Genomic DNA, 24,873 nt, shown 5'->3' with positions numbered 1-24,873 from the left:
CCGCGGCGCCGCGGCCAGCGCCGCCGACAGACCCGCCAGGCCGGCGCCGACGACCAGCACGCCCGGATGACGGACCCGGTCAGTCATCAGCCCACCACTCGCCGGTCGCGCAGCAGGAGCGCGATCAGCACGAGCAGCCGGGCCGTGCGCGGCTTCAGCGGCAAGGTGGCTCTCGGACGCGGCACGTAGCGCATCAGATCAGCTCCACGTCCACGTGGTGGCGCGCCTTGACCAGGTCGTAGCGGGCCGGAACCACGGGCGGCGGCAGGTCGACCATCCGCTGCACGGCCAGCCGCGCGCGCTCGGCCACGGCCGGATCGACCGTGACCTCGAACTTCATGTCGCGCAGGCAGTCGCGGATGTTCTCCAGCGTGATCCGCTTCATGTGCGGGCACAGGTTGCAGGGCCGGACGAACTCGGTCTCCGGGGCGTCGGCGGCGACATTGTCGGCCATCGAGCACTCGGTGATCAGCACCACGCGCTTCGGCTTCTTCTGGATGACGTAGTCATTCATCGCCGCGGTCGAGCCGGCGAAGTGGCTTTCCTCCAGCACCTCGGCCGGGCACTCGGGGTGCGCCAGGATCTCGGCGTCGGGCCAGGCGGCCTTCAGCTCGCGGATGTCCTCGGCGGTGAAGCGCTCGTGCACCTCGCAGCGGCCCTGCCAGGCGATGATCTTGACCTCTGTCTGGCGCGCCACGTTGCGGGCCAGGAACTCGTCGGGGATCAGGATCACCCGGTCGACGCCCCATTCGCGGGCGGCCCACTCGACCACCTGCACGGCGTTGGCCGAGGTGCAGCAGATGTCGGTCTCCGCCTTCACGTCGGCGGTCGTGTTCACATAGGTGACCACCGGCAACCCGGGGTAGCGCTGCTTGATCAGCCGCACGTCCGCGCCCGTGATGGAGCTGGCCAGCGAGCACCCGGCGCGCAGGTCCGGGATCAGCACCGTCTTGTCCGGCGCCAGGACCTTCGACGTCTCGGCCATGAAGTGCACGCCGGCCTGGACGATCACCTTCGCGTCCGAGCGGGCGGCCTCCTTGGCCAGGCCCAGGCTGTCGCCGACATAGTCCCCTACGCCGTGGAAGATCTCGGGCGTCATGTAGTTGTGGGCCAGGATGACAGCGTCCCGCTCGCGCTTCAGCCGGTTGATCTCGGCGATCAGCGGGGCATGAAGCTGCCATTCGAGCGGCGAGACATGAGCCCGGACCTTTTCCCAAATCCCCGCCGTTTCGCGCTCCACCTCGGGGGTGAAGCCAAGACCACCGTCCGCCACGTCAGCCTCCTTATGCTCGCGCTGAGCATATCAGGGACCCAAGAAGAGGCCGGTCCGGCCGGCCTACTTATGCTTCGATTGAGCATAAGCCAGACACAATGTAGGCCCGCGCGCGGGGAAAGCAACCCTCAGTCTGCATCTGACTTTGACAGGGCGTTCGTCAGGGCCCGTCTCAGACCTTCCGCGTCGTAGGGCTTTGAAAGCAGGGGCCAGGGCGCGTCGGCCAGGGCACGATCGACAGCGTCGCCCGCATAGCCGGAGGCCAGGAGCACGCGCACCTCGGGCCTGTCAGCCACCACCTGGCGCGCCAGTTCCACACCGTTGACCCCGCCTGGCATGATCAGGTCGGTCAGCAGCAGGTCAAACGTCCTGCGGCGCAGAACCTTTAGCGCCTCTCCCGCATCGGCCGCGCGTGTCACCTCCAGGCCGAGCGCGCTGAGCATGTCCTCACAGATCGTCGCGACGTCAGGGTCGTCCTCGACGAGAAGAACCCGAACACCCTTGAAGGGCTTGTCGTCCACGCTCTCCCGCGCGCGGCGCTCGGGCGCATCCGGCGCCGGCTCCGACGCGGTCGGCAGATACAGGCTGACCGTGGTGCCCTTGCCGACGACGCTGTCGACCTCCACCACCCCGCCGGACTGCCTGACGAAGCCGTAGACCTGGCTGAGGCCGAGGCCCGTGCCCTTACCGACGGCCTTCGTGGTGAAAAAGGGCTCGAAAACCCGCTCTTGCACCTCGGGCGGCATGCCAACCCCGGTGTCGCGCACCTGGACCAGGACATAGTCGCCTTCGCCGGCGCCCTCCTTCTCGCCCTGGTCGAGACGCACCGTGCGCGTCGAGACCTCGATCCGGCCGCCGTCCGGCGTGGCGTCGCGAGCGTTGACGATCAGGTTGATCAGGGCCGCCTCGAAGTGGGCCGGGTCGATGTTCACGGCCAGCGCGCCCGGTTCGAGGGATAGGTCCAGCGCGACGGCCTCGCCCACGGCGCGTTGCAGCAGGGGCTCGCCCTCCCCGATCAGGGCGTTCAGGTCGCTGACCTGGGGCCGCAAGGCCTGGCGCCGCGAGAAGGCCAGCAGTTGGTGGGTCAGCCGCTCGCCCCGCCGCGCCGCCGCCAGGGCCGCATCGATCAGCCGCTCGCGCCGCGCCGGGTCGTCCGTCGCGCGGCTGACCATGTCGAGCGCCCCGATCACCACGGTCAGCAGGTTGTTGAAGTCGTGCGCGACCCCTCCCGTCAGGCGGCCGACCGCCTCCATGCGCTGGGCGTGCATGAGGGCCGCCTCGGCGCGGTCCTTTTCGGCCAGGGCCTCGGCGACGCGCGCCTCGAGGATTTCATTGATGTTGAGCAGGTCGCTCTCGACCCGCTTGGCGTCAGTGACGTCATAGGCCACGCCCACGAAGCCAAGCAGCTGGCCCTCGGCGTCGAAACGCGGCCGCGAATAGGATCGCAGCCAGCGATAAGCCCCATCCTGGCGGCGATAGCGCGCCTCCAGCATGAAGGGTTCGCCGGTGGCCTCCCCGGCCACGGACTCGGCGATGACCCGGTCCACGTCCTCAGGGTGCAGCGCCTGGCGCCAGTCCGCGGTCAGGGCGTCCTCGTAGGTCCCGCCGTGGAACTCGACATAGGCCTGGTTTACGAAGGCCCGCCGGCGGTCCGCGCGCGTCACCCAGATCAGCACCGGCGCACTGTCTGCGATCGAGCGGAAGCGGGCCTCGCTCTCCTTGACCTCCGCCTCGGCCGAAGCGCGCTCGACGGCGGACCAGACGCGGTCGGCCACATCCTCGGCCAGCTCGATCTCGGATTCTGACCACTTGCGGCGCTCGGGCGTGTGCAGGAACAGGAAGGCCCGCAACCGGCCCGAACGCACCAGCGGCACGCGCAGGAAAGCCCGCACGTCGAGCCCTGAGAACGCGCCCGCCGCCTCCGCCGTGCGCGGGTCGTCGTCCACGTCGCTGACCGCCACGGTCTTTCGCGCCTTCAGGTCGTGGCTCAGCGCGGGCCCGAAGTCGTCCATCAGGTAGGCGCCCGTGGCGCTGGGGACGGAGCCGTCCGTCCAGTCGGCCCCGACTGTGACGTGCGTCTCGTCCTCATCGACCTCGCCGTAGCCGGCGCGCGCGACCCTCAGATGCTGGCCGAGCAGCCGTGTCGCCGCCGTCATGATCTGGCCCGGGGTCTCCAGGTCGCGCAGCTGGTCGCCGAGTTCCAGCAGGAAGGCGTGGCGGCGTTCCTGCTGTCGCAAGACCTGGGTCGCTTCGCGCGTGTCCGTGACGTCGAAGGCGATGCCGACATAGCCGGCGAACTCTCCGTCGGCGCCGAAGCGCGGCTGGGTGGACGCCCGCATCCAGCGCCACTGGCCCTGCGCGTTGCGGAACCGCGCCTCAAATGAAAAGGGCTTCTGCTCCCGCAGCGCGCGGTCACGAAGCTCAAGCGCGGCCTCGCGCTCGTCCGGATGGAGAATGTCGAGCCAGCCGAGGCCCTCGGCGCGTTCGCGGTCGCCGACGAACTCCACCATCGCCTGGTTGCTGAACTCGATGCCGCCCTGCGGGCCGCTCACCCAGACCGGTGAAGGCGCGGAATCGGCCATGGCGCGGAACCGCGCCTCGCTTTCGCGCAGCGCATCCTCGGCCTCGCGGGCCGCGGTGATGTCAAATCCGATGCCGACGTAGCCCAGGAACTCGCCCTGCTCGTCGAAGCGGGGGCTGGTGGCCGCGCGGATCCAGGACCAGGTTCCATCGGCGCGCCTGAAGCGCGCGTCCCAGCCGTAAGGCAGACGCTTGGGGTGCGCCGCCTCGCGGGCGGCCCAGACGGCGGGCTTGTCCTCCGGGTGCACGCGATCAATCCACGCCTTGCCGAGCACCGACTGGGGATCGGCGTCACCGCCCAGCATCTCGATCAGCGCGCGGTTTCCGAACAGCAGGCCGCTGTCCTTATCGCTGATCCAGATCGGCGCCGGCGCTGAGTCGGCCATGGTCCGGAACCGCTGCTCGCTCTCACGCAGCGCCGCCTCGGCCTCGCGAGCGTCGGTGACGTCGACATTGACCCCGGTCATTCCCTCATAGGCGCCGTCCGGCCCGTAACGAGGCTGGGCATGGGTCGTCATGATCCGCCAGGCGCCGTCCGCGCGGCGGTAGCGGGCTTCGACATCGAAGGGCTGACCGGCGGCCGTCGCCGGTCCGGCCACCGCGAACATCGCGTCCCGATCATCGGGGTGGATCGTCGCGGCCCAGTCAAATCCGGACAGGTCCTCAGCTGCGCCCCAGAACTCCCGCAAGGCCTTGTTGAGATGAAGACACTGGCCCTGGGTATCCCCCATCCACAGCATGACCGGCGCGTTTTCTGCGAACTGGCGGAAGCGTTCCTCGCTGGCCCTGAGAGTGTTCGCGACCCGGCGGGCCTCGGTCACGTCGTGGGCGACGCCGATGATCCCCTTCAGGTTCTGATCGTGGGTGAAGCGCGGCAGGATGGTCGCTTCGATGAGCCGATACTCCCCGTCGGACCGGCGCATCTCGGTTTCCAGCGTGAACGGCTGGCCGGCGGCCGCGCCCTCGGCGATCTCGCGCCGGACCCGGTCACGCTGGGCCTCCGGAACGGTTTCGAGCCAGCCCATGCCAAGCAGCTGGTCCGGAGACCGGTCGCCCCAGAAATCGCGGAACAGCCGGTTCAGATACACGCCTCCGCCCGACGGGTCGCCCATCCACAGCATGACCGGCGCGTTCTCGGCGATGCTGCGGAAACGCCCCTCGCTCTCGCGCAACTGGGCGCGCTGGCTTTGCTCGGTGGCCCGCGCCTCGGTCAGGCCGCGGAAGGCGACGCGCAGATAGACGCCGAACGGGATCGCGAAGGCCACGTTCAGCCCGAACAGCAGGATCGACAGGAGGTAGCGCTCCATGTCGAAGCCGCCCGGCTGCACGCCCAGGACATAGAGCCCGGTGCTTACCGCACCCGATAGCAAAGTGGTGAGCACCCCTCCGCGCCAGCCCGCCCAGAGCGAGGCGATCATCACTGCGGGGACGAACACGGTCATGCCGCTGGCCGGCGCCATGACGGGCATCAGGACGAGGCGCAGCAGGACCCACGGCGCCAGGCACATCAGCGAACGCACGATGACGGCGGAAAGCCCGCCCTTCGGCGAGCCCGCGAGCCTCGTCAGCAATGTGTCGAGCGTCATGCCCCCGGTCGCCCCCTGCCGCGCCGACTCCATGGAACGACGCGGCGCGCCACAGGTTCCCTCGCCGCAGCCGAAAAATGAAGGGGTTGGAGCGCCGCTGTTCCCACCCTACCTGACTGGCGACGCTTCAGGAGATGCAGATGACCATCCAACCCAACACCGGCATCGACACCGTGTCGCGCGGCGAGGTCGCCGCCGCCCTCACCAAGGCGCTGGCGGATAGCTACGCGCTCTATCTCAAGACGCACGGCTACCACTGGAACGTGCGCGGCTCGAACTTCAGCGAATTGCACGCCCTGTTCATGGAGCAGTACACCGAGATGTGGCAGGCGCTCGACATCGTCGCCGAGCGTATCCGCGCGCTCGGCGAGTTCGCACCCCAGGGCTACGCCGCCTTCGGCAACCTCACAGGCATCAAGGACGGCGATCCGGAGAAGGACTCGCACGCCATGCTGCGAGAGCTGCTCCAGGACCATGAGACGGTGATCTCGACCCTGCGCCAGGGCATCGTCACGGCCGAGGAGGCCAGGGACGTGACCAGTGCGGACCTCATCACCCAGCGCCTGGCCGCTCATGAGAAGCACGCCTGGATGCTGCGCGCGACGCTCGGCTCCAAGTAGGCGTCACGAAAGGGCCGGAAAATCGGGTAGAATGACCCAATGAGGCGGCGGCTGCGCATTGCTGGGCTTCTGCTGGGCCGCACCGCCCGGCGTGCGAGCCCGCACGCCCGCCGCGCCGTGGTTGGCCTCGTCGACTGGATGCGCGTCGCGCCGGCGGCCCTGGCCGCGGTGCTGGTCATGGGCGCGGCGCTCTCGGCCAGTTCCTCGATCCGCGACCTCGAACGCGCCGACGTGCGCGGCATTGTCTCGACGGTAGGGCCAGACCTTTCCGACGACGCCCTGATCCGCCTGTCGGGCCGGCTGGACCCAGCCGCCCTGGCGCTCGCCCGCCGCCACGATCCCGCGCTCACGCCCGCCGTCTGGGGCGTGACGCCCGGCTGGGAAAATCTGTCCCTGACCGGCCGGCCGGTGATGGACGCCCTCACCCGTACCGGCGTCGACGCCCAGCGTCTGAACGCAGCCGTGCCTGTCGTCAGCGGCGCCCTGCGGCCCATAGCGGACTTCCGCTTCACCCCGGCCTCGGACGGCGACCGTCGCCGCGCGCTGCGCTGCCTCACCCAGGCCGTCTATTACGAGGCGGCGCTGGAGCCCCGTCGCGGCCAGGAGGCCGTGGCCCAGGTCATCCTCAACCGCGTCCGCGACCCGAACTTCCCCGCCTCGGTCTGCGGCGTCGTCTATCAGGGCGCCGAGCGAGTGACCGGCTGCCAGTTCTCCTTCACCTGCGACGGTTCACTTTCGCGGGCCCCGGTGGCCTGGGCCTGGAACCGGGCCGAGGACGTCGCCCGCCGCGCCCTTGAGGGCTTCACTGCGGCCTGGGTAGGCACGGCGACCCACTATCACGCCGACTATGTCCGGCCCTGGTGGAGCCCGACCGTGACCAAGGTCAATCAGGTCGGGGCGCACATCTTCTACCGCTGGACCGGGGCAGCCGGCGACACGCCCGCATTCCGCCAAGCCTATTCCGGCCGCGAGCCGGTGATCGACGAGGCCCGCTTCGCCCGCCCCAGGCTGCTGCAGGTCGCCACCAGCGCCGAGGAACTCGAACAGGCCGGCGTGATCCAGGAGGGCCGCACCGTCGTGATCGACGGCCGCGAGCGTCAGGTCGGGATCGTCAGCCTCGGCGGCCGGCGCCAGGCCCAGTCCGACGAGATCGCCGCCATCAACGCCCGCCTGGCTGAATACGAGGCGGGTCTCGAACCGCGCCGCGACCCGCGGCCGGCCGTTCCCCAGCTTGACGTCGAAGAAGTCGGCCGCCCGGAACAACCGGCCTCCTGATCCGGTTGAACCAAATTGCGCCGTCTGCATTAAGAGGCTGCCGCCCGGGGGGTCGGCGGCAGTCCTGGATCGCTCTTGTCACTCTCTCCTTTCGACGCAGATCGCCTCACTCGGGCCCTCTCCGCCGCTGAAGTGGTCGGCGCGTGGGATTGGGACATCGAGTCCGACCTCGTCGTCGCCGACGCCCAGTTCGCCCGCCTGTTCGGGATGGACGAAACCGAGGCCGCGCAGGGCTTGCCGATCAAGGCCTATGAGGACGCCTTTCATCCCGAGGACCGGGAACGGGTGACCGAAGCCATCGACCATTCGGTCAGGACGGGCGCGCCTTACGAATGCGAATACCGCGTGCGGCGCCCCGACGGTGGTTGGCGGTGGGTCCTGGCGCGCGGACAGGTCGAGCGCGATGACCAGGCGCGCCCACGGCGCTTCCCCGGGGTCGCCGTCGACATCACCCAGCGCCGCGACATGGAGGACGCCCTGGCGGACGCGGTCAGCGCCCTGGCCGCGAGCGAGTCGAATTTCCGGACCCTTGCGGACACCATGCCCCAGATGGTCTGGGCCACTCAGCCGGATGGGTTCCACGACTACTATAACGCTCGCTGGTACGAGTTCACCGGCGTGCCCGTCGGTTCGACCGACGGCGAAGGCTGGAACGGCATGTTCCATCCGGAAGACCAGGACCGCGCCTGGGCTCGCTGGCGCCACAGCCTGGAGACGGGCGAACCCTACGAGATCGAGTATCGTCTGCGCCGCGCCGACGGAGTTTACCGCTGGACGCTCGGCCGGGCGCTGCCGGTGCGCGACAAGGACGGCCGGATCATCCGCTGGTTCGGGACCTGCACCGACATCGACGACCTGAAGCAGGCCCAGGCGGCGCGTGACGTCCTGAGCCAGGAGCTGAGCCACCGGATCAAGAACATCTTCGCGGTGGTTTCGGCTCTGGTCGCCCTGACCGGCCGCCAGCACCCAGAGGCGGCCGAGTTCGCGCGTTCGCTGCGCACCCGCGTCCAGGCGCTCGCCCGTGCGCACGAGTTCGTCCGGCCGCACACCAGCGCTTCGGCCCCGAGCGTCGGCAGCACGACCCTGCACGCCTTCCTCGGCGACCTCTTGCGGCCCTACGCGAGCACCGAGCGCGGCAATGTGGTGATCGAAGGCCGGGACGCCATCTTCGACGACCAGGCGGCCACACCGGTCGCCCTGCTCTTCCACGAGCTGGCCACGAACGCCGCCAAATACGGGGCCCTGTCCAGCGACGGCGGCCGCGTGACCATCAGTTCGGAAGCCGTCGAAGACCGTTACCGCCTGACCTGGGCCGAGACCGGGGGGCCGATCATCGAAACCGAACCCACCGACATGGGTTTCGGCTTCAACCTTGCGAAACTCGCCGTCGAGGGCCAGCTGGGAGGCAGCCTAGAACGGCGCTGGCGGCGCGAAGGCCTGTTGCTCGTCGCCGACCTGCCTGTGACCGCATTGTCACGCCGACGTCATGCGGTGCTCTGAATTGAAACCCGAAACCGATTGTCGAGTTTTGTACGATACCTGATCTACCGCCTGACCCATGACTGCTCGCATTCTCATCATCGAAGACGAGGCCGTCGTCGCCATGGAGCTGGGATTCGTGCTCGAGGATCTCGGCCACGAGGTGGTGGGCTTCGCCACCGAGTCCCGTTCCGCTCTGCGCCATGCCGAGCGCGGCGGCGTGGACCTGGCGCTCGTCGACATCCACCTCGCTGACGGCCCGACGGGCGTCAAGCTGGGCAAGACGCTGGCGCAGGAGTTCGGTGTCTCTGTCCTCTTCATCACGGCCAATCCCGGCATGGTCAGCGGCGACGTCGCCGGCGCCATCGGCGTCCTGACCAAGCCGACCGACGACCGCGCCGTTCAGGCCGCCGTCGAGTACGCCCTGGCGCGTCGTATGGGCCCCCAACTCGCGCCCCCGCCGCCTCCCGAGGAACTGCGCCTGCTCGGCTAAGGGCCTCAGCGCCGCCCGTGGCTGTCTTGCGCGGCGGGTTGCGTCCGGCTGGCGCCTCTAGGTTCAGCGGATTACGATGGGCCAACTCGGCGGCGCGGCCCATGGTCCATCGTCTTCTCCTCGCGACCTCCGCGGCGCTGCTGGCCGCGCTGATCGCGTTCGGCGGATCTCCCGTCGCCGGCCAGCCGCTCGCCCATGACGCGCCCTCACCGGTAGTCCTGCCCGAGGCGGAAGGCCCACATCTGGCGCCGATCGAGTGGTGGTACTTCGCGGCTCACCTGAGCACGACCACCGGCGAGCAATACGGCCTCTACTTCACCGTCTTTCAGTGGCGCCGCGGCGGATTGGTCGCTCATATCGCGCACCTGGCAGTAACCGACCCGGTCCGAGGCTCGCACGTGTTCGAGGAAAGGCGCGTTCTGGGTGGAGGCGCGGCGCGGCCGGCGGCGGCGGGCGCATTCGATTTCAACCTCGGCGGATGGACCCTGACTGGCCAGCCGGGCGCGTATCAGCTCACAGCGGATCTGGACGGCTATCGGTTTTCGCTCTCGTTCCGCGACGAGGCGGCCCTGGTGCTGCACGGCGACGACGGATACGTCGACTACGGCGGAGGTCTGGGAAGCTATTATTTCTCGCGGCCCCGCATGGCCGCCGTGGGCGAGATGAGCCGTGACGGCGGGACCGCGGCGGTTCGCGGCGAGGCCTGGCTTGATCGTCAGTGGGGCGAGTTCACGACTCATCTGGACGGGGGCTGGGACTGGTTCGCGCTACAACTCGACGATGGCTCCAGCCTGATCCTCTATCGCCTGCTGGCGCCCGACGGATCGTCCGAGCGACTTGATGGGACGCTTGTTCGGCCGGACGGCTCGGTGGTGTCGCTGGATGCGGATCAGGTGTCGACCGAAGCGACAGGCGCCTGGACCAGTCCCGCAACCCAGGTGACCTATCCTTCCGGCTGGAGGATCGCGGCGCCGGCGGAGGGCGCTGACCTGGAGCTTGTCCCCATCCTTGCCCAGCAGGAAATCGACGCCCGGGCCTCGACCGGGCTCATCTACTGGGAGGGTCAGGTTTCTATAACCGGAACCCGCTCCGGACGGCCTGTCGGAGGGATGGGGTACGTCGAGCTCACCGGCTATGCCGGGCACTCGGCCCCGGTATCGCCCTGACGTCTACAGCAGCAAAGCCCCCTCGTGGGCCAGCAGCCAGCGCTTGCGCTCGACGCCGCCGCCGAAGCCGACCAGTGCGCCGTCCGCGCCTATGACCCGGTGGCACGGAAGAATGAGCGGGATAGGGTTGCGATTGAGCGCCACCCCGGCGGCCTGGGCGGCGCTAGGCTCGCCGGAGCGGCGGGCCATCTCGCCATAGCTGATCGTGGAGCCCGCCGGGATCTCCGCAAGCGCCCTCCAGACGCGCTGGGCGAAGCCGTCGCCGTCAACCACCCAGGAGATGCGCGCGAGCGCATCGCGCGCGCCCGAGAAGTAGTCGTCCAGGGCGGAGCGCACCGTCGGGTCGGCCTGCGCCTCGGCGGCCCCAAGATCCGGAGCCAGCCGCCCCAAGCCGCGCCAGAACCCGGGCGACGGGCCGTCGAAGCTGACCGCTCGCACGCATCCGCCGGCGTCGGTAGCGACGCCGAGGTCGCCGATCGGACTGGCGTAGGTCCAGACGTGGAGCCAGCCGCTCACTCCGCGCGAGACGCGCTGAGACTGAGCTCACGGCCCTGCCAGGCCAGCACGCCTGCGCCCGTGGCGATGGCCAGACCCAGCAGGGTGACCCAATAGCCGTATCGCAGTTCGAACCTCAGCGCCTCGGCCATGGCGGACTGCATCTGGGCCGCCGCCGGATCGGCCCCGGCCTCTGGCCGCACCGCGTTCGAGCGGCCTTCGGAGATGGCCAGGTTCATCCCCACCGCGCACAGCACGAGCGCGGCCCCCGCCGCGCCGGCCAGCACGAGGGCGGCCCGCTTCGGCGGCTTGAGGAAGAAGGTCGCGGCCGCGCCGCCGAGAATGAGCACGAGGGCCAGGATCGCCCACCAGGCGGGATCCGCGTCCTGCGCCACGGTGGCGTCCCCAATGGCGCTCATCTCGCCCATGGCCATCTGCCAGCCCGTCGCCGTCGCGATCGGCTGACCCTGGCACGACACCAGCAACCACGGCATGAAGAAGCCGACCAGCGCCAGGACCTTTGCGGCCCGCGCGATATTCATCCAGCTCATCGCATCCTCCCGACTCGGCGGGAGCATATCATCGATATGCGGGCGCTACAGACCGCTGAGGAACCCGAGCAGCGCGGCGTTCACCTCGTCGGGCCGCTCCTGCTGGATCCAGTGGCCGGCGCCCTTCAGCTCGATCTGGCCGCGCAGGTCGGTCAGCCAGTCCTTCTGCGCCGCCTCGGCCGGCCCGGCGTAGCGCCGCACCGGGTCCACCTCGCCGACGATGAACAGCGACGGCACGTCGATGGTCTTGCCCTGGGCGAAGGCGGTCAGCTGCCAGTTGCGGTCGATGGCGCGGTACCAGCCGAAGGGCCGCGCGAACCCGCCGCGCTCGAAGGCCCGGACGTATTCACGGAACCACCGTTCCGCCAGCCACGGCGGAAGTTCGGCCCGGTTGCTGATGCTCTCGAGCAGGGTCTTGCCGTCCGGGATGAAGCCCGTCGACCGCTGGCCCTCGGGCGTCGCCCCGTCGTAGGCCCAGAAGCATTTGCGCAGCGCCGTCTCGACATTCTCGGTGAACTCGACCAGCGCCTCCGCATCCTGGAAACGGCTGATGTAGAGGTCCCCCGTCCCCAGCCGGTCGGTCAGGGCCTTCATCATGGCCAGGGGCGGGCCCGCAGGATTGCGCGCCTGGAACGGGACGCTCATTCCGACGACGGCCGTGAACACGTCCGGCCTCAGCAGCGCGCAGTGCCAGGCCACGTACGACCCGAAGTCGTGGCCGACGATCACCGCCGTCTTCTCGCCCAGGGCTCGGACCAGATCGACCATGTCGCTGACCAGGTGCAGCACCGTGTGGTGCGCGGCCGGGACCTTCTCCGACCGGCCATAGCCCCGCATGTCGGGCGCGACGGCGTGATAGCCGGCCTCGGCCAGGGCCTCGACCTGCGCGCGCCAGCTGACGCTCAGCTCCGGAAAGCCATGGCAAAGGATGACCAGCGGCCCCCTGCCCGCCTCCAGGACGCTCTGGGTCAGGCCGTCGGTCTTGATTTCGCGCGTGTGCATGGCCCCGCCTAGCACGAAACAGGCTCAGGAGCGGCCCACGTCCAGCGGCCGGATTTCCTCGCCCAGCATGTCGCGCACATAGAGCGCCCGGACCATCACATAGGTCGTCACCGCCAGGGGCACGGCCAGCAGCACGCCGATGGCCCCGAACAGCAGGCCGAAGACCGCGATGGAGAACAGGGTCAGGAGCGGCGGCAGGGAGGTGATCTGCCGCTGGATCACTGGCATGATCAGGTTGCTCTCGATCTGCTGCACCCCGACATAGACGCCTAGCGCCAGCAGAAAGGTCGTCGGCCCGCCCGCCACCGCCAGCAGTAGACCCGGAATGGCCGCCAGCGTCGGCCCCACGATCGGCACCAGCACGCCCAGGCCCGCCAGCACGCCCAGCAGGACCGGCGACGGGATCCCCACGAGCCACAGGCCCAGGCCCGTGATCAGTCCCACGCCGATCATGTCCAGCCCCGTCCCGAGCAGCCAGTACTTCAGCCCTCGGCCTGTTTCGCACAGGGCTTCGCTGACCTGCTCGCGGTGGTCGCGCGGGATCAGCAGCAGCGCGCCGTTGCGATAGCCCTTCGGATTGATCGACAGATAGACGCCGCCCGCCAGCACCAGCACGGCGTTGGTCGCAAAGCCGCCCGCGCTCATCAGGAAGTTCTTGAGCCGCCGGGCGAACCCTTGGGCCGCCTCCCCGACCCCGTCGGACAGTCCCGCGCCCTGGGCGTACGCCCTCAGTCGCGCCAGCAACTGGTCGCCGAACGGCAGGTCCAGGATACGGCGCTCCGCAGCCGCCAGGGTCTCGGGCAGGGTGTCGGGCAGCCTGTCCAGCTGGCTTTCGATCTCCAGCCAGAGCAGGGCGAAGCCCCCGCTGATCACGGCGAGCAGCAGCAGGGTCGAGACGAACAGCGCCAGCCGCATCGGCAGCTTCGCCCAGCGGTGCAACAGGTCCGCCACTGACCTCAGCAGGATGGCGATCAGCACCGCCCCGAAGATCATCAGGATCACGCCGGCCATCTTCAGCACCAGCGCGATCAGGCCGACCACGGCCACGACAAACAGAACGCGCCGGACGAAGGTCTCGTCCAGCGCGTTGCCTGTGACAGTCGCCTCCTTCGCAGGAGCCGCCTTGGCGGGCGTCCGGGCCATGCGGCCTGAACGCCCGCGCTGGGCTTAGGTTCAGGCCGCCTTCTTCGGCGCGAAGCGGCCGTAGAAGGTCTCGCCCCTGGCGGCCATGTCGCGGAGCAGCTGCGGGACCTTGAAGCGGTCGCCGTACTGTTCGGCCAGACGGTTGCACGTCTCGACAAAGGTCTTCAGGCCGATCTCGTCCATCATGCTGACCGGGCCGCCCGTCCAGGGCGCGAAGCCCCAGCCCAGGATGGCGCCGAGGTCCGCCTCACGCGGATCGTCGATGACGCCCTCTTCCCAGCACCGCGCCACCTCGACCGCCTGGCGGTAGAGCAGCCGCGTCTTCAGCTCCTCGACATGGGTCGCCGCCTCGACGCCCTCGCCGAAGCCCTCGGTCTTGGTCACCGGGGCCAGCTCGGACAGGCCTTCCCACAGGCGCTTTGGCTTCGTCGAATAGTCGTAGAAGCCCATGCCGTTCTTGCGGCCGTAGCGGCCGCCCTCGACCATCCTGGCGACGATGTCCTGGCCGGGGTTCGGCACGTACTTGTCGCCCAGGTCGGCCTGGGTCTGCTTGGCGATCTTGTAGGAGAGGTCCAGCGCGACGTCGTCGTGCATCTCCAGCGGCCCGCGCGGCATGCCGGTCATCCGCCCGACGTTGTCGATCAGCGCCGGCGCATAGCCTTCCTCGAGCATCGCCATGCCCTCGATCAGATAGGTCGAGAAGCAGCGCGAGGTGTAGAAGCCGCGGCTGTCGTTCACGACGATCGGCGTCTTCTTGATCTTCAGGACATAGTCCAGCGCCTTGGCCAGCGCCGCCTGGCCGGTCTTCTCGCCCATGATGATCTCGACCAGCATCATCTTGTCGACCGGCGAGAAGAAGTGGATGCCGATGAAGTCCTCGGGCCGCACGCTGGCTTCGGCCAGGCCCGTGATCGGCAGGGTCGAGGTGTTGGAGCCGAACACCGCGCCGGGCTCCAGCTGGGCCTCGGCCTTGCGGGTGACGTCCGCCTTGATCTCGCGGCTCTCGAACACCGCCTCGACGACCAGATCCGAGCCCTTCACGAGAGCATAGTCGGTCGTCGGCGTGATCAGGGCCAGCGTCGCGTCCGCCTTCTCGCGGGTCATCTGGCCGCGCGAGACGCGCTTCTCGATCAGGTCGACGGCGTACTGCTTGCCCTTGTCGGCGGCTTCCTGGGTCTGGTCGATCAGGACCGTCTCGATGCCGGCCATGGCCTGCACATAAGCGATGCCCGCCCCCATCATGCCGGCGCCCAGCACCGCCACCTTCTTCGCATCGGACTTCGGCACGCCGGCCGGGCGCACGGCACCCTTGTCGAGCTCCTGCTTGGACAGGAAGAGCGAGCGGATCATGGCCCGGGCCTGCGGCGTCATCAGGGTCTTGATGAAGTAGCGCGTCTCGATGCGCAGGCCCGCCTCGATCGGGACCTGCACGCCCTCGTAGACCGACTTCATCAGGTTCAGCACGGCCGGGTAGTTGCCGTAGGACTGCTTGCGCAGCATGGCGTTGCCCATGACGAAGACCTGCATCCCCGCCGGGTGGTAGGGGCCGCCGCCGGGCAGCTTGAAGCCCTTGTCGTCCCAGGGCTGCTGGGCCTTGCCGCCGCCCTTGATCCAGGCCTTGGCCGCCTCGACCTCTTGGCCCTCGGCCACGACCTCGTGCACCACGCCGGCGGCCTTGGCCTCGGCCGGACGCCAGCTCTTGCCCTCGCTCATTTGCATGAGCGCGGCCTGCACGCCGATCAGGCGCGGCAGGCGTTGGGTGCCGCCGCCGCCGGGGAACAGCCCGACCTTGATCTCGGGCAGGCCCAGCTGGATCTTGGAGTCGTCGCCGACCACCCGGTAGTGGCAGGCCAGGGTCAGTTCGAGCCCACCGCCTAGCGCCAGGCCGTTGATGGCCGCCGCCACCGGCTTGCCGCAGGTCTCCAGTTCGCGCAGCGCGCCGTTCAGGCGCCAGCCGGCGTCATAGGCTTCCTGCAGTCCGCCGCCCGCCAGCATGCCGCCGGCCATGTCGCCCAGGTCCGCGCCGGCGCAGAAGCCGGTGTCCTTGCCCGAGGTCAGCACGACGCCCTTGATCGCCTCGTCGGTGCGGATGCGCTCCACCACCTGCGGGATCTCGGCCATGACCGAGGAGGTCAGGGTGTTCATCGACCGCCCCGGCACGTCGAAGGTGACCGTGGCGATGCCGTCGGCGTCGACGTCGATCTTGAAGTTTTCCATCTCTGTCGGCTCCCAGATCAGACGCGTTCGATGACGGTGGCGGTGCCCATGCCACCGCCGATGCACAGGGTGGCGAGCGCCGTCGACTTGTCCGAACGCTCCAGCTCATCCAGCACGGTGCCGAGGATCATCGCCCCGGTGGCGCCCAGCGGGTGGCCCATGGCGATCGCGCCGCCACAGACATTGATCTTGTCGTGCGGGATATCCAGCGCCTGCATGTAGCGCAGCACCACCGCCGCGAAAGCCTCGTTCAGCTCGTAGAGATCGATGTCATTGACCTCCATGCCCAGCCGCTTGAGCAGCTTGCGGGTCACCGGCTCCGGCCCGGTCAGCATGATCGACGGCTCCGAGCCGATCGAGGCGCCGCCCAGGATCTTGGCGCGCGGCTTCAGGCCCAGCGCCTCGCCCATCTCCAGCGTGCCGACCAGCACGCCCGCCGACCCGTCGACGATGCCCGACGAGTTGCCCGGGGTGTGCACGTGGATGACGCGCTCGACCTCGGGGTAGCGCTGGTTGATCACGGCGTCGAAGGCCATGTCGCCCATCATCTGGAACGAGGGGTTCAGGCCGCCCAGGGTCTGCATGTCGGTGCCGGGCCGGATCGTCTCGTCGCGGTCCAGCTGCGTCAGGCCCAGCTGATTGCGCACCGGAACGACCGACTTCGAGAACCGGCCCTCTTCCCAGCTCTTGGCCGCCCGCTTGTGGCTCTCCACCGCGTACGCATCGACGTCGTCGCGCGAGAAGCCGTATTTGGACGCGATCATGTCGGCCGAGACGCCCTGCGGCACGAAATAGGTCGGAAACGCCGAGGACGGGTCCGTCGGCCAGGCCCCGCCGTCCGAGCCCATCGGCACCCGACTCATGGCCTCGACGCCGCCGCCGACGGCCAGACGCGCCTCGCCCGAGGCGACCTTGGCCGCGGCCATGTTCACCGCCTCCAGGCCCGAGGCGCAGAAACGGTTGATCTGCACGCCCGCCGTCTCCTGCGACCAGCCGGCGTTCAGCACGGCGGTGCGCGCGATGTCGGCGCCCTGCTCGCCCACCGGCGAGACGCAGCCCAGGATCACGTCGTCCACCTGCGAGGTGTCCAGCCCGTTCCGGTCGCGCAGGTTCTCCAGCACCTGGGTCGCCAGGCTCAGCGCGGTGATCTCGTGCAGGCTCCCGTCCTTCTTGCCCTTGCCGCGCGGCGTGCGCACGGCGTCGAAGATATAGGCCTCGGCCATGGTCGGTTTCCTTTCGGGACGGGATCTCGCCGAGCCAGAAACCCTACGCTTACGTCAACGTCAAGTTATATGTCCGCGCAGCGCAGCCTTTGGGGCGGCACACCTCTTGCCATGTTAACCACGAACCGGCCCCGCCGATTCAGAAAGTCGCCGTCAGTCAAAGACTTGGCGGTCCACCCGTCGCCCGTCGCCCGGCAGAATCCGCCGGGGCTCGCGCAAGTCCTGCCGATCGGCCGCGCGTCATGAGCCTGACCACGATCCTGAACAGCGCCTCCTCCGGGCTGATGACGGCCCAGGCGCAGCTCCGCGTGGTCTCGGACAACGTCGCCAACGTCAACACGCCCGGCTACGTCCGCAAGATCGCCGACCAGGTCTCGACCTCGTCCCACGGCGTCGGCACGGGCGTGGAGGTGGCGCGCATCCGGCTGGCGACGGACCGGTTCCTGCAGGCCGCCAGCCTGACGGCCGAGGCCGACGCGAGCCGGCACGGGGTGCGCTACGAACTCTATGACCGCATCCAGGCGCTGCTGGGCGATCCCGGCGGGGACGGCGGCTTCTTCGGCCAGATCGACGGGCTGTTCTCGGCCTTCGCCGCCCTGTCGGAGGACCCGGTCTCCAGCCCCTATCGCCAGAGCTCCCTGTCGCAGGCCCAGGCCCTGTTCGACGAGGCCGGCCGGATCGGCTCGCAGATCCAGGCGGTGCGCGAGGACGCGGACGCGCGCATCGCCTCGGCGGTGAACCGCGCCAACGACCTGCTGCAGCAGATCGAGACCCTGAACACCGAGATCAGCCGCGCCACCGTGGCGGGCGGTGACGCGTCCGGGGCCGAGAGCGCCCAGGCCGGGCTGATCGACGAGCTGGCCACGATCCTCGACGTGCGCGTCTCGGTCCGGCCGGTGGGTGGCGTGCAGGTGCGCACGGGCGACGGCATGCTGCTGGCCGGCGACGGCTACGCGACCCTGGCCTATACCCGGGCCGGATCGGTGAACGCCGAGACGATCTTCGACGAGGTCTGGCTGACCGAGCCGCGGGGCGCCAAGCGCTCGCTGATCGACCATCTGGCCTCGGGCGAGCTGAAGGGCCTGATCGAGCTGCGCGACCGCGAGGCGCCGGCGGCGGCCGAACGGCTGGCCGAGCTGGTCACCCGCGTCGCCGACGAGCTGAACCGGGCGCACAACGCCGCCTCCTCCGTGCCCGCGCCGAACCAGCTGACGGGCCGCAACGTCGGGATGAGCCTGGAGTCGGCGATCTCGGGCTTCACCGGGACCACGACCGTGGCGGTGACCAACACGGCCGGGGCCATCGTGGCGCGGGCCGAGATCGCTTTTTCGGGCGGCTCGATGGCGATCAACGGCGCGGCCGCCACGCCCGCCACCTTCCTGGCGACCCTGAACGCCCAGCTGGGCGGGGCGGCGACGGCCAGCTTCTCCAACGGCGTGCTCAGCCTGCAGGGGACGGGCTCGAACGGGGTCGTCATCGCCGATGACGCCACGACGCCGAGCCTGAAGGCGGGCCGCGGCTTCTCACACTTCTTCGGCCTGAACGATCTGGTCCGCTCCGACCGGCCGGCCATCTACGACACCGGCCTGACCGGCGCCTCGCCACACGGCTTCACCACCGGCGAGAGCATCACCTTCCGCTTCACCAACGCCGCGGGGGCGCGACTGCGCGACCTCAGCGTCCAGGTCCCCGCAGGCGGGACGATGAACGACCTGCTGGCGGCGCTGAACTCCGTGACGACGGGCGTCGGTCGGTTCGGGACCTTCGCGCTCGACGCGCAGGGGCGGATGAGCTTCACCCCGACCAGCAGCCAGGCGGTGGCCATGACCGTGGCGGCCGACGCCACCACCCAGGTCCCGTCCGGCGTGTCGCTCAGCGAGCTGTTCGGCATCGGCGGCGGCGTGCGCGCTTCGCGCATCGACGGCTTCTCGCTCAGAAGCGACATCGCCGCGTCTCCGGCGCGGCTGGCGCTGGCGCGGATCGACCTGGCCGCCGCCGCAGGCGTCTCCGGCCTGTCCGCCGGTGACGGGCGCGGCGCCCTGGCGCTGGCCGATGCGGGCCAGCGGACGAGCCTTTTCGACGCGGCCGGCGCCTCGTCGGGCGGATCCATGTCGATCTCGCGCTATGCGTCGGAGCTGTCCGGCGACATCGGCTCGCGCGCCGCCTCGGCCAAGAACCGCGCCCAGGCCGCCGAGGCCGTCCAGATCGAGGCTCGCCAGCGCCAGGCCGCGCACGAGGGCGTCAACCTCGACGAGGAGCTGGTCAACCTGACCACCTATCAGCAGGCCTTCAACGCCTCGGCCCGGATGATCCAGGCGGCCAAGGACATGTACGACGTCTTGATCGGGATGATGTGATGACCCGCGTCGCCACCAACGCCAACTTCCAGTCCGCCCTGCTGGACCTCCAGCGCGCCCAGGCGCGCGGCCAGGACGCCCAGACGCGCATCTCGACCCAGAAGGTGGCCACCGACCTCAAGGGCTTCGGCCGAGGCGCCGAGACCCTGACGGCTCTGCGGTCCATGGACTCCCGCCTGCAGGGCTTCATCGCCACCGGCGAGACCGTGAAGGCCCGGCTCGAGACCCAGGCCCTGTCGCTCGACCGCGTCGCGGACGCGGCGCAGGGCGCGCGCGACGCTATCGCCCAAGCCCTGGCCGCGGGCCGGTTCGACGGCCTGATGCTCGACCTCCAGGGCCAGTATCTCGCGGCTCAAGGGGGGCTGAACGCCAAGCACCAGGGCGCCTATCTGTTCGCCGGCGCGCGCACGACCGAGGCGCCGGTCACCGCCGACACCCTGGCCGACCTGGCGGCGGCGCCGGACATCGACTCCGTCTTCGTCAACGACACGCTCAAGTCGGCGTCACGTCTGGACGAGTCGGTGACCCTGACCACCGGCTTCCTCGCCGACGAGATCGGCGGCCCGCTGCTTGCGGTGTTCCGGGCCCTTCAGGAATACCACGCCGGGCCGGCGGGCCCGCTGGACGGCGACATCGACGAGGCCGGGCGCTCCTTCCTGGAGGCGCGCCTTGCGGAACTTGACGCCGCCCGCGAGACGGTGATCGACGCCGGGGCCCGCAACGGCTCGATCCAGAACCGGGTCGACACCATCCTCAAGGCCCACGAGGCTCAGCAGACCGCGCTCGGCGCCCTGATCGGCGACCGCACCGACGCCGACATGGCCAAGGCGGTCACCGACCTGCAACTGACCCAGATCGCCATCCAGGCCTCGGCCCAGGTCATCAACCAGCTGCGCGACGTCAGCCTGCTGAACCTGCTGCGCTAGAGGATCCAGTCGTGGTCCGCCGGCTCCAGGAAGGCCCGGCCGCCGGTCCAGCGGCTGAGCATGCCCATGTCGGCGGCGATGGGGTCATCCGCGCCCGGCAACACCAGCGGATCGCCGAACCCGGCCTTGGTGCTCAGCTCGGGCGCGCCCGACGAGGCGAACTCGAAGTTTTCCTCGGTCAGGTCGTTCGGATCGATGCCGACCAGACCGATCGTGGCTGAGCCCAGGGTGATGACACAGCCGGTCGCGGTCTGGGCCGTTGCCGCCAGGACGTCCGCCAGGCTGGCGAACGACCCATCCAGGAACCGGATCACGTCGCCGCCGGATCCGACCTGGAAATCCATGATCCTGTTTTGATCGTAGAATTCGGAAACGACGAAGGTGTCCGCTCCTGCGCCACCCCACATGCGGTCCAGCCCAAGGCTGCCCTCGAGGATGTCGTCTCCATCGCCGCCACGAAGATAATCGTCATGCACACCGCCCAGGAGCGTGTCGGCGCCGTCTCCGCCATTCAGCCTGTCGCTCCCGATCCCGCCCTCCAGGCGGTCGTCATCGGCGCCTCCCGACAGGGTGTCGTTCCCGCTGACCCCGAACAGCGTGTCCCGGCCGGCGCCGCCGCTCAGGGTGTCGTGCCCGCCGGCTCCGGTCAGCAGGTCGTCCCCGTCGCCTCCGGACAGGGTGTCATCGCCGCCCCCGCCGTTCAGGGTGTCGTCGCCCCCGCGGCCCGAAAGGACATTGGCAAGGATGTCGCCGGTGAGGGTGTCATCGTGGGCGCCGCCGCGCACATTCTCGATCGAGACAAGGGTGTCGGTCCCCTCCCCGGTTGCCGTTCCCCCCGTTAGGTCCAGTTGCACCGAGCCAGTTGCGCGGCCGTAGTCCGCCGTGTCCGTTCCATTGCCGCCGTTCAATGTGTCATCGCCGGCGCCGCCAAGCAGCACGTCGTCGCCTTCGCCGCCCTCCAGCGTGTCGTTACCGGTCCAGCCGAGCAGCCGGTCATCACCGCCGTTGCCGTAGATGAGGTCGTTTCCAGAATAGCCATTCAGGACGTCCGCCCCCACGTCGCCGCCGTTCAGGGTGTCGTCACTGCGCAGCGCGTACTTGAGAAAGCCTTCCGTGTCGCCAGCGAGCCAGAATGTCCGGAACCGGGCTGCGTCGACATTGAGGTCAGAGGCAGTCACGACTATTTCGTCTCTGAAAAACGTAAGCGTATTGATTACACCGCCCGCCACCAGATTGTAGGTCGGACTGAGGCTCTCGTAGACAAGATTGCTACCGGAGAAGAAGTAATACTCCCGGAAATCTGACCAGTCCCAGAGTTCGTGAGTGTTGCTGCCCGCGTTTGTGACAAAGGGCGTGGCGAAGTGGCTGAACAGCCAGTCGCCTGGCCTGTAGCCGGATCCACGGAAGTCAAACGTCGCCATGAGCGTCCCCCTTACGTCGCTGGCAGGCACGCGAGGCTGGAATCACCGATGGTCAGCGCCCGCCCCCGAGCGGCGCGGTGGTATCACGCGGCTCTGCGAACTTGTTAATGATTTCTGTCGGGAGGCGAACTTAACGGGTTGCTAAAGCGACGCCACCAGCTTCTCGATGCGGCTCGCGGCCTGGTCCAGCGCCTTGGCGGCCGCTTCGTCGTCGCCGCCGGCCGGGCGGGCGGCCGCGGCCTTGAGGTCCTGATTTTCGTCGGCGAGCAGCAGGCCGGCCATCAGGAACAGGCGCAGGTCGCCGACCTGGCCGACGTCCTGGGCGACCTGGCGGACCTGGCGGTCGAACTCGGCGGCGAGCGCGGCGACGCGGCGCTCCTGCCCTTCGGCGCAACCGACCTGATAGGGACGTCCGTTGACCTCGACCGTGACGGTGGCCATGGCGCTCAGGCCTCCGATCCGATGAGGGTCCGAAGTTCCTCGGCTGCGCGGTCCAGCGCCTCGGACGCCTGCATGGCCGCGGCCCGCAACTCTGTGTCGTCGGCGGAGCGCGGGGCGAACAGGTCGTCGTCGCCGACACGGGGCTGGGCCTTCAGCTCGCGCGTCTTGACCTCGAGCGCCGATATGGCCCGCTCGAGCCGCGCCGCCGCCGCGTTCAACACCTCTGACATTTCAGGCCCTCCGCCCGAACTTCTCGAATCCGTATAGAACCCAAGGGGCGTCCGGGGTAAAGCGCCCCCGCCCCCGAAACTCCTCCTCAGCCGGACACGCCGCATGGCCGACGCCCCCATTTCCCCCAAGGTTTCGCCCGTTCGCATGGCGGACGCGATCCGCGTGCTGGCCATGGACGCGGTCGAAAAGGCCAACTCCGGCCACCCCGGAATGCCCATGGGAATGGCGGACGTGGCCACCGTCCTGTTCACGCGGTTTCTGAAGTACGACCCGCAAAAGCCTGACTGGGCGGACCGCGACCGCTTCGTCCTGTCGGCCGGTCACGGCTCGATGCTGCTCTACGCCCTGCTGCATCTGACCGGCTACAAGGCGGTGACCAAGGAGGTCCTGTCGACCTTCCGCCAGTGGGGTTCGCCGGCCGCCGGCCACCCCGAGTACGGCCACATCCCGGGCGCCGAGACGACCACCGGTCCGCTGGGCCAGGGCCTGGCCAACGCCGTCGGCATGGCCATGGCCGAGCGGCACATGGCCGCGCGCTTCGGCTCCGAGCTGGTCGACCACCGCACCTGGGTGATCGCCGGCGACGGCTGCCTGATGGAGGGAATCAGCCAGGAGGCCATCTCCATCGCCGGACGGCTCAAGCTCGATCGGCTGACGGTGCTGTGGGACGACAACCAGATCACCATCGACGGGGCGGTCGACCTGTCGGACCGCAACGACCAGCTGGCGCGCTTCAAGGCCGCGGGCTGGGCGGTGAAGGCCATCGACGGTCACGACCACGGCCAGATTCGTCGCGCCATGGCCTGGGCGACGCGCCAGGACCGGCCGAGCCTGATCGCCTGCCGCACCCAGATCGGCCGGGGTTCGGCCAACATGGCCGGCAGCCACAAGACGCACGGCGCAGCCCTGGGCGCCGCCGAGGTGGCGGCCACCCGGCTGGGCCTGGACTGGAGCCACGATCCGTTCGAGCTGCCCGACGATGTGGCGCGCGCCTGGGCCTCAGCGGGGCGCCGGGGCCGCAAGCTGCGCCGCGCCTGGGACGCCCGCCTGAACGACAGCCCGCACAAGCCCGAGTTCGAGCGCGCCGTTTCGGGCCGCCTGCCGGAAGCCGCCTTCGCCGCACTGGACGAGCGGCTGACCGACCTGCCCCATCTCGCGCCGGCGCAGGCCACGCGCGTGTCCTCAGGCCAGGCGCTGGACGCCCTGTTCCCGGCCATCCCCGACATGATCGGCGGCTCGGCCGACCTGACCGGCTCGAACAACACCCTGGTCAAGGGGACCGAGACGTTCGACGCGCCCGACTATTCGGGCCGCTACGTGAACTGGGGCGTGCGCGAGCACGGCATGGCCGCGGCCATGAACGGCATGGCGCTGCATGGTGGCGTCATCCCCTATGCCGGCACCTTCCTGGTCTTCTCGGACTACAGCCGCCCCTCGATCCGGCTGGCGGCCCTGATGGGGATCCGGATCATCCACGTCCTGACCCACGATTCCATCGGCCTGGGCGAGGACGGCCCGACGCACCAGCCGGTCGAGCATCTCGCCAGTCTGCGCGCCATCCCGAACCTGCTGGTCTTCCGCCCGGCGGATGTGGTCGAGACCTTCGAATGCTGGCGCATCGCCGTGGCTGAGCAGAAGTCGCCCTCGGTGCTGGCCCTGTCGCGCCAGAAGACGCCGGCGGTCCGCACCGAGGCGGCGTCGGAGAACCTGTCGGCGCGCGGCGCCTATGTCCTGCGCGACGCCGATGGCCCCGCCCAGGCGACGCTCTTCGCCAGCGGCACCGAGGTCGCCATCGCGCTCGAGGCCCGTGACCGGCTCCAGGCCGACGGCGTTCCGACCCGCGTCGTGTCCGTCCCCTGCGTCGAGCTCTTCGAGCGCCAGCCGCGCGATTACCAGGCCGCCGTCATCGGCCGCGGCACAGCGCGAGTCGCCATCGAGGCCGCCGTCCGCCAGGGCTGGGAGCGCTTCATCGGCGAGGACGGCGCCTTCGTCGGCATGAGTTCCTTCGGCGCCTCGGCGCCCTACGAGAAGCTCTACGAAGCCTTCGGCATCACCGCCGACGCCGTGGTCGCCGAGGTGAAGGCGCGCCTCTAGCCGTCACCCCGGACGCGGCTCGCCGCGATCCGGGGCCCAGGCTCGACGGCTCAGCCTGCGTTTAGGTCCCGGCTCTTAGGCGCTGCGCGCCTTGGCCGGGATGACACCACTACTCCGCCGACCGTCGGCGCAGGCCGGGGCCGCGTTCGCTGTCGTCGATGAAGCCGTCGTCGTTGGCGTCCATTTCGTCGAAGTGGCGGCGGATCGGGGCGGACAGTTCCTCGAAGGTCAGGCGGCCGTCGCCGTCGGCGTCCAGGCCCGGGCCGTCGCCGTCATGGCGGAACTCGAAGACGCGAACCT

The 24,873-nt window shown here is 69.5% G+C and carries 20 protein-coding genes; 8 read left to right on the top strand and 12 right to left on the bottom strand.

Features of this window, described 5'->3' with window-relative positions; translation table 11 throughout:
- Window positions 1–193 precede the first annotated feature (193 nt).
- Complete coding sequence (nadA, locus tag Q0M60_RS11505; protein WP_296819505.1) at window positions 194–1,273, bottom strand: quinolinate synthase NadA; 1,080 nt, start codon at window positions 1,271–1,273, stop codon at window positions 194–196.
- A gap of 128 nt (window positions 1,274–1,401) precedes the next feature.
- Window positions 1,402–5,439 (bottom strand): PAS domain S-box protein, encoded by a 4,038-nt coding sequence (locus Q0M60_RS11500; protein ID WP_296819503.1) that lies wholly within the window; start codon window positions 5,437–5,439, stop codon window positions 1,402–1,404.
- 140 nt (window positions 5,440–5,579) lie between these two features.
- Between Q0M60_RS11500 and Q0M60_RS11495 the strand changes: the two genes are divergently transcribed.
- The 5 genes from Q0M60_RS11495 to Q0M60_RS11475 all read left to right on the top strand — a co-directional run bounded on the left by Q0M60_RS11495 (window position 5,580) and on the right by Q0M60_RS11475 (window position 10,472).
- The gene (locus Q0M60_RS11495; RefSeq protein ID WP_296819500.1) at window positions 5,580–6,059 is read left to right on the top strand and encodes a Dps family protein; all 480 of its coding nucleotides are present in this window, start codon (window positions 5,580–5,582) and stop codon (window positions 6,057–6,059) included.
- 39 nt (window positions 6,060–6,098) lie between these two features.
- The gene (locus Q0M60_RS11490) at window positions 6,099–7,334 is read left to right on the top strand and encodes a cell wall hydrolase (protein ID WP_296819497.1); all 1,236 of its coding nucleotides are present in this window, start codon (window positions 6,099–6,101) and stop codon (window positions 7,332–7,334) included.
- 75 nt (window positions 7,335–7,409) lie between these two features.
- On the top strand, window positions 7,410–8,834 hold the full coding sequence (locus Q0M60_RS11485; RefSeq protein WP_296819495.1) for a PAS domain-containing protein: 1,425 nt from the start codon (window positions 7,410–7,412) through the stop codon (window positions 8,832–8,834).
- A gap of 58 nt (window positions 8,835–8,892) precedes the next feature.
- Window positions 8,893–9,306: a response regulator gene (locus Q0M60_RS11480; protein ID WP_296819491.1), complete on the top strand. Its 414-nt coding sequence runs from the start codon at window positions 8,893–8,895 to the stop codon at window positions 9,304–9,306.
- A 101-nt stretch (window positions 9,307–9,407) separates the two neighbouring features.
- On the top strand, window positions 9,408–10,472 hold the full coding sequence (locus Q0M60_RS11475) for a lipocalin family protein (protein WP_296819488.1): 1,065 nt from the start codon (window positions 9,408–9,410) through the stop codon (window positions 10,470–10,472).
- 3 nt (window positions 10,473–10,475) lie between these two features.
- Here Q0M60_RS11475 and Q0M60_RS11470 read toward each other — a convergent pair whose 3' ends face one another.
- From Q0M60_RS11470 to Q0M60_RS11445, 6 genes are read right to left on the bottom strand one after another with little or no spacing between them, the layout of a single operon-like run.
- Window positions 10,476–10,988: a methylated-DNA--[protein]-cysteine S-methyltransferase gene (locus tag Q0M60_RS11470; protein WP_296819486.1), complete on the bottom strand. Its 513-nt coding sequence runs from the start codon at window positions 10,986–10,988 to the stop codon at window positions 10,476–10,478.
- On the bottom strand, window positions 10,985–11,518 hold the full coding sequence (locus Q0M60_RS11465; RefSeq protein ID WP_296819484.1) for a hypothetical protein: 534 nt from the start codon (window positions 11,516–11,518) through the stop codon (window positions 10,985–10,987). Before Q0M60_RS11465 ends, Q0M60_RS11470 begins: the two co-directional genes overlap by 4 nt.
- Window positions 11,519–11,563: 45 nt before the next feature.
- Window positions 11,564–12,520: an alpha/beta hydrolase gene (locus Q0M60_RS11460; RefSeq protein ID WP_296819481.1), complete on the bottom strand. Its 957-nt coding sequence runs from the start codon at window positions 12,518–12,520 to the stop codon at window positions 11,564–11,566.
- 24 nt (window positions 12,521–12,544) lie between these two features.
- The gene (locus Q0M60_RS11455) at window positions 12,545–13,663 is read right to left on the bottom strand and encodes an AI-2E family transporter (protein ID WP_296819479.1); all 1,119 of its coding nucleotides are present in this window, start codon (window positions 13,661–13,663) and stop codon (window positions 12,545–12,547) included.
- Window positions 13,664–13,693: 30 nt separating this feature from the next.
- Entirely contained in the window at window positions 13,694–15,880 is a 2,187-nt protein-coding gene (locus Q0M60_RS11450; protein ID WP_296819477.1) for a 3-hydroxyacyl-CoA dehydrogenase NAD-binding domain-containing protein, read from the bottom strand.
- Between the two features lie 17 nt (window positions 15,881–15,897).
- Window positions 15,898–17,103 carry an acetyl-CoA C-acetyltransferase gene (locus tag Q0M60_RS11445; protein WP_296819475.1) on the bottom strand — a complete coding sequence of 402 codons (1,206 nt, stop codon included), beginning with the start codon at window positions 17,101–17,103 and terminating at the stop codon, window positions 15,898–15,900.
- A 242-nt stretch (window positions 17,104–17,345) separates the two neighbouring features.
- On the opposite strand from Q0M60_RS11445, the gene flgK reads away from it, so the two are divergent.
- Both flgK and Q0M60_RS11435 read left to right on the top strand, forming a co-directional pair.
- Window positions 17,346–19,460 carry a flagellar hook-associated protein FlgK gene (flgK, locus tag Q0M60_RS11440; RefSeq protein ID WP_296819473.1) on the top strand — a complete coding sequence of 705 codons (2,115 nt, stop codon included), beginning with the start codon at window positions 17,346–17,348 and terminating at the stop codon, window positions 19,458–19,460.
- A complete protein-coding gene (locus Q0M60_RS11435) occupies window positions 19,460–20,386 on the top strand; it encodes a flagellin (RefSeq protein ID WP_296819471.1) in 927 nt (308 codons plus the stop codon). The genes flgK and Q0M60_RS11435 overlap by 1 nt, the downstream gene beginning before the upstream one ends.
- Here the strand turns inward: Q0M60_RS11435 and Q0M60_RS11430 are convergent.
- The 3 genes from Q0M60_RS11430 to Q0M60_RS11420 form a co-directional block, all read right to left on the bottom strand.
- Window positions 20,383–21,807, bottom strand: a complete 1,425-nt coding sequence (locus Q0M60_RS11430) for a calcium-binding protein (protein WP_296819468.1) — start codon at window positions 21,805–21,807, stop codon at window positions 20,383–20,385. The two genes, Q0M60_RS11435 and Q0M60_RS11430, sit on opposite strands and share 4 nt — an antisense overlap.
- A 141-nt stretch (window positions 21,808–21,948) precedes the next feature.
- The gene (gene zapA / locus Q0M60_RS11425) at window positions 21,949–22,248 is read right to left on the bottom strand and encodes a cell division protein ZapA (RefSeq protein ID WP_296819466.1); all 300 of its coding nucleotides are present in this window, start codon (window positions 22,246–22,248) and stop codon (window positions 21,949–21,951) included.
- Window positions 22,249–22,253: 5 nt separating this feature from the next.
- Window positions 22,254–22,478, bottom strand: coding sequence for a hypothetical protein (locus tag Q0M60_RS11420; protein ID WP_296819463.1), 225 nt, complete (start codon window positions 22,476–22,478; stop codon window positions 22,254–22,256).
- Window positions 22,479–22,581: 103 nt separating this feature from the next.
- On the opposite strand from Q0M60_RS11420, the gene tkt reads away from it, so the two are divergent.
- Entirely contained in the window at window positions 22,582–24,573 is a 1,992-nt protein-coding gene (gene tkt, locus Q0M60_RS11415; protein WP_296819460.1) for a transketolase, read from the top strand.
- Between the two features lie 109 nt (window positions 24,574–24,682).
- Here tkt and Q0M60_RS11410 read toward each other — a convergent pair.
- Window positions 24,683–24,873: hypothetical protein (locus tag Q0M60_RS11410; RefSeq protein ID WP_296819459.1), on the bottom strand; the 191-nt coding region annotated here is incomplete at its 5' end.

It is taken from the genome of Brevundimonas sp., assembly GCF_024711105.1.
Lineage (GTDB): Bacteria > Pseudomonadota > Alphaproteobacteria > Caulobacterales > Caulobacteraceae > Brevundimonas.
The sequence above is the reverse complement of the archived record's forward strand: the minus strand, read 5'-3'. Positions and strand labels throughout refer to the sequence as shown.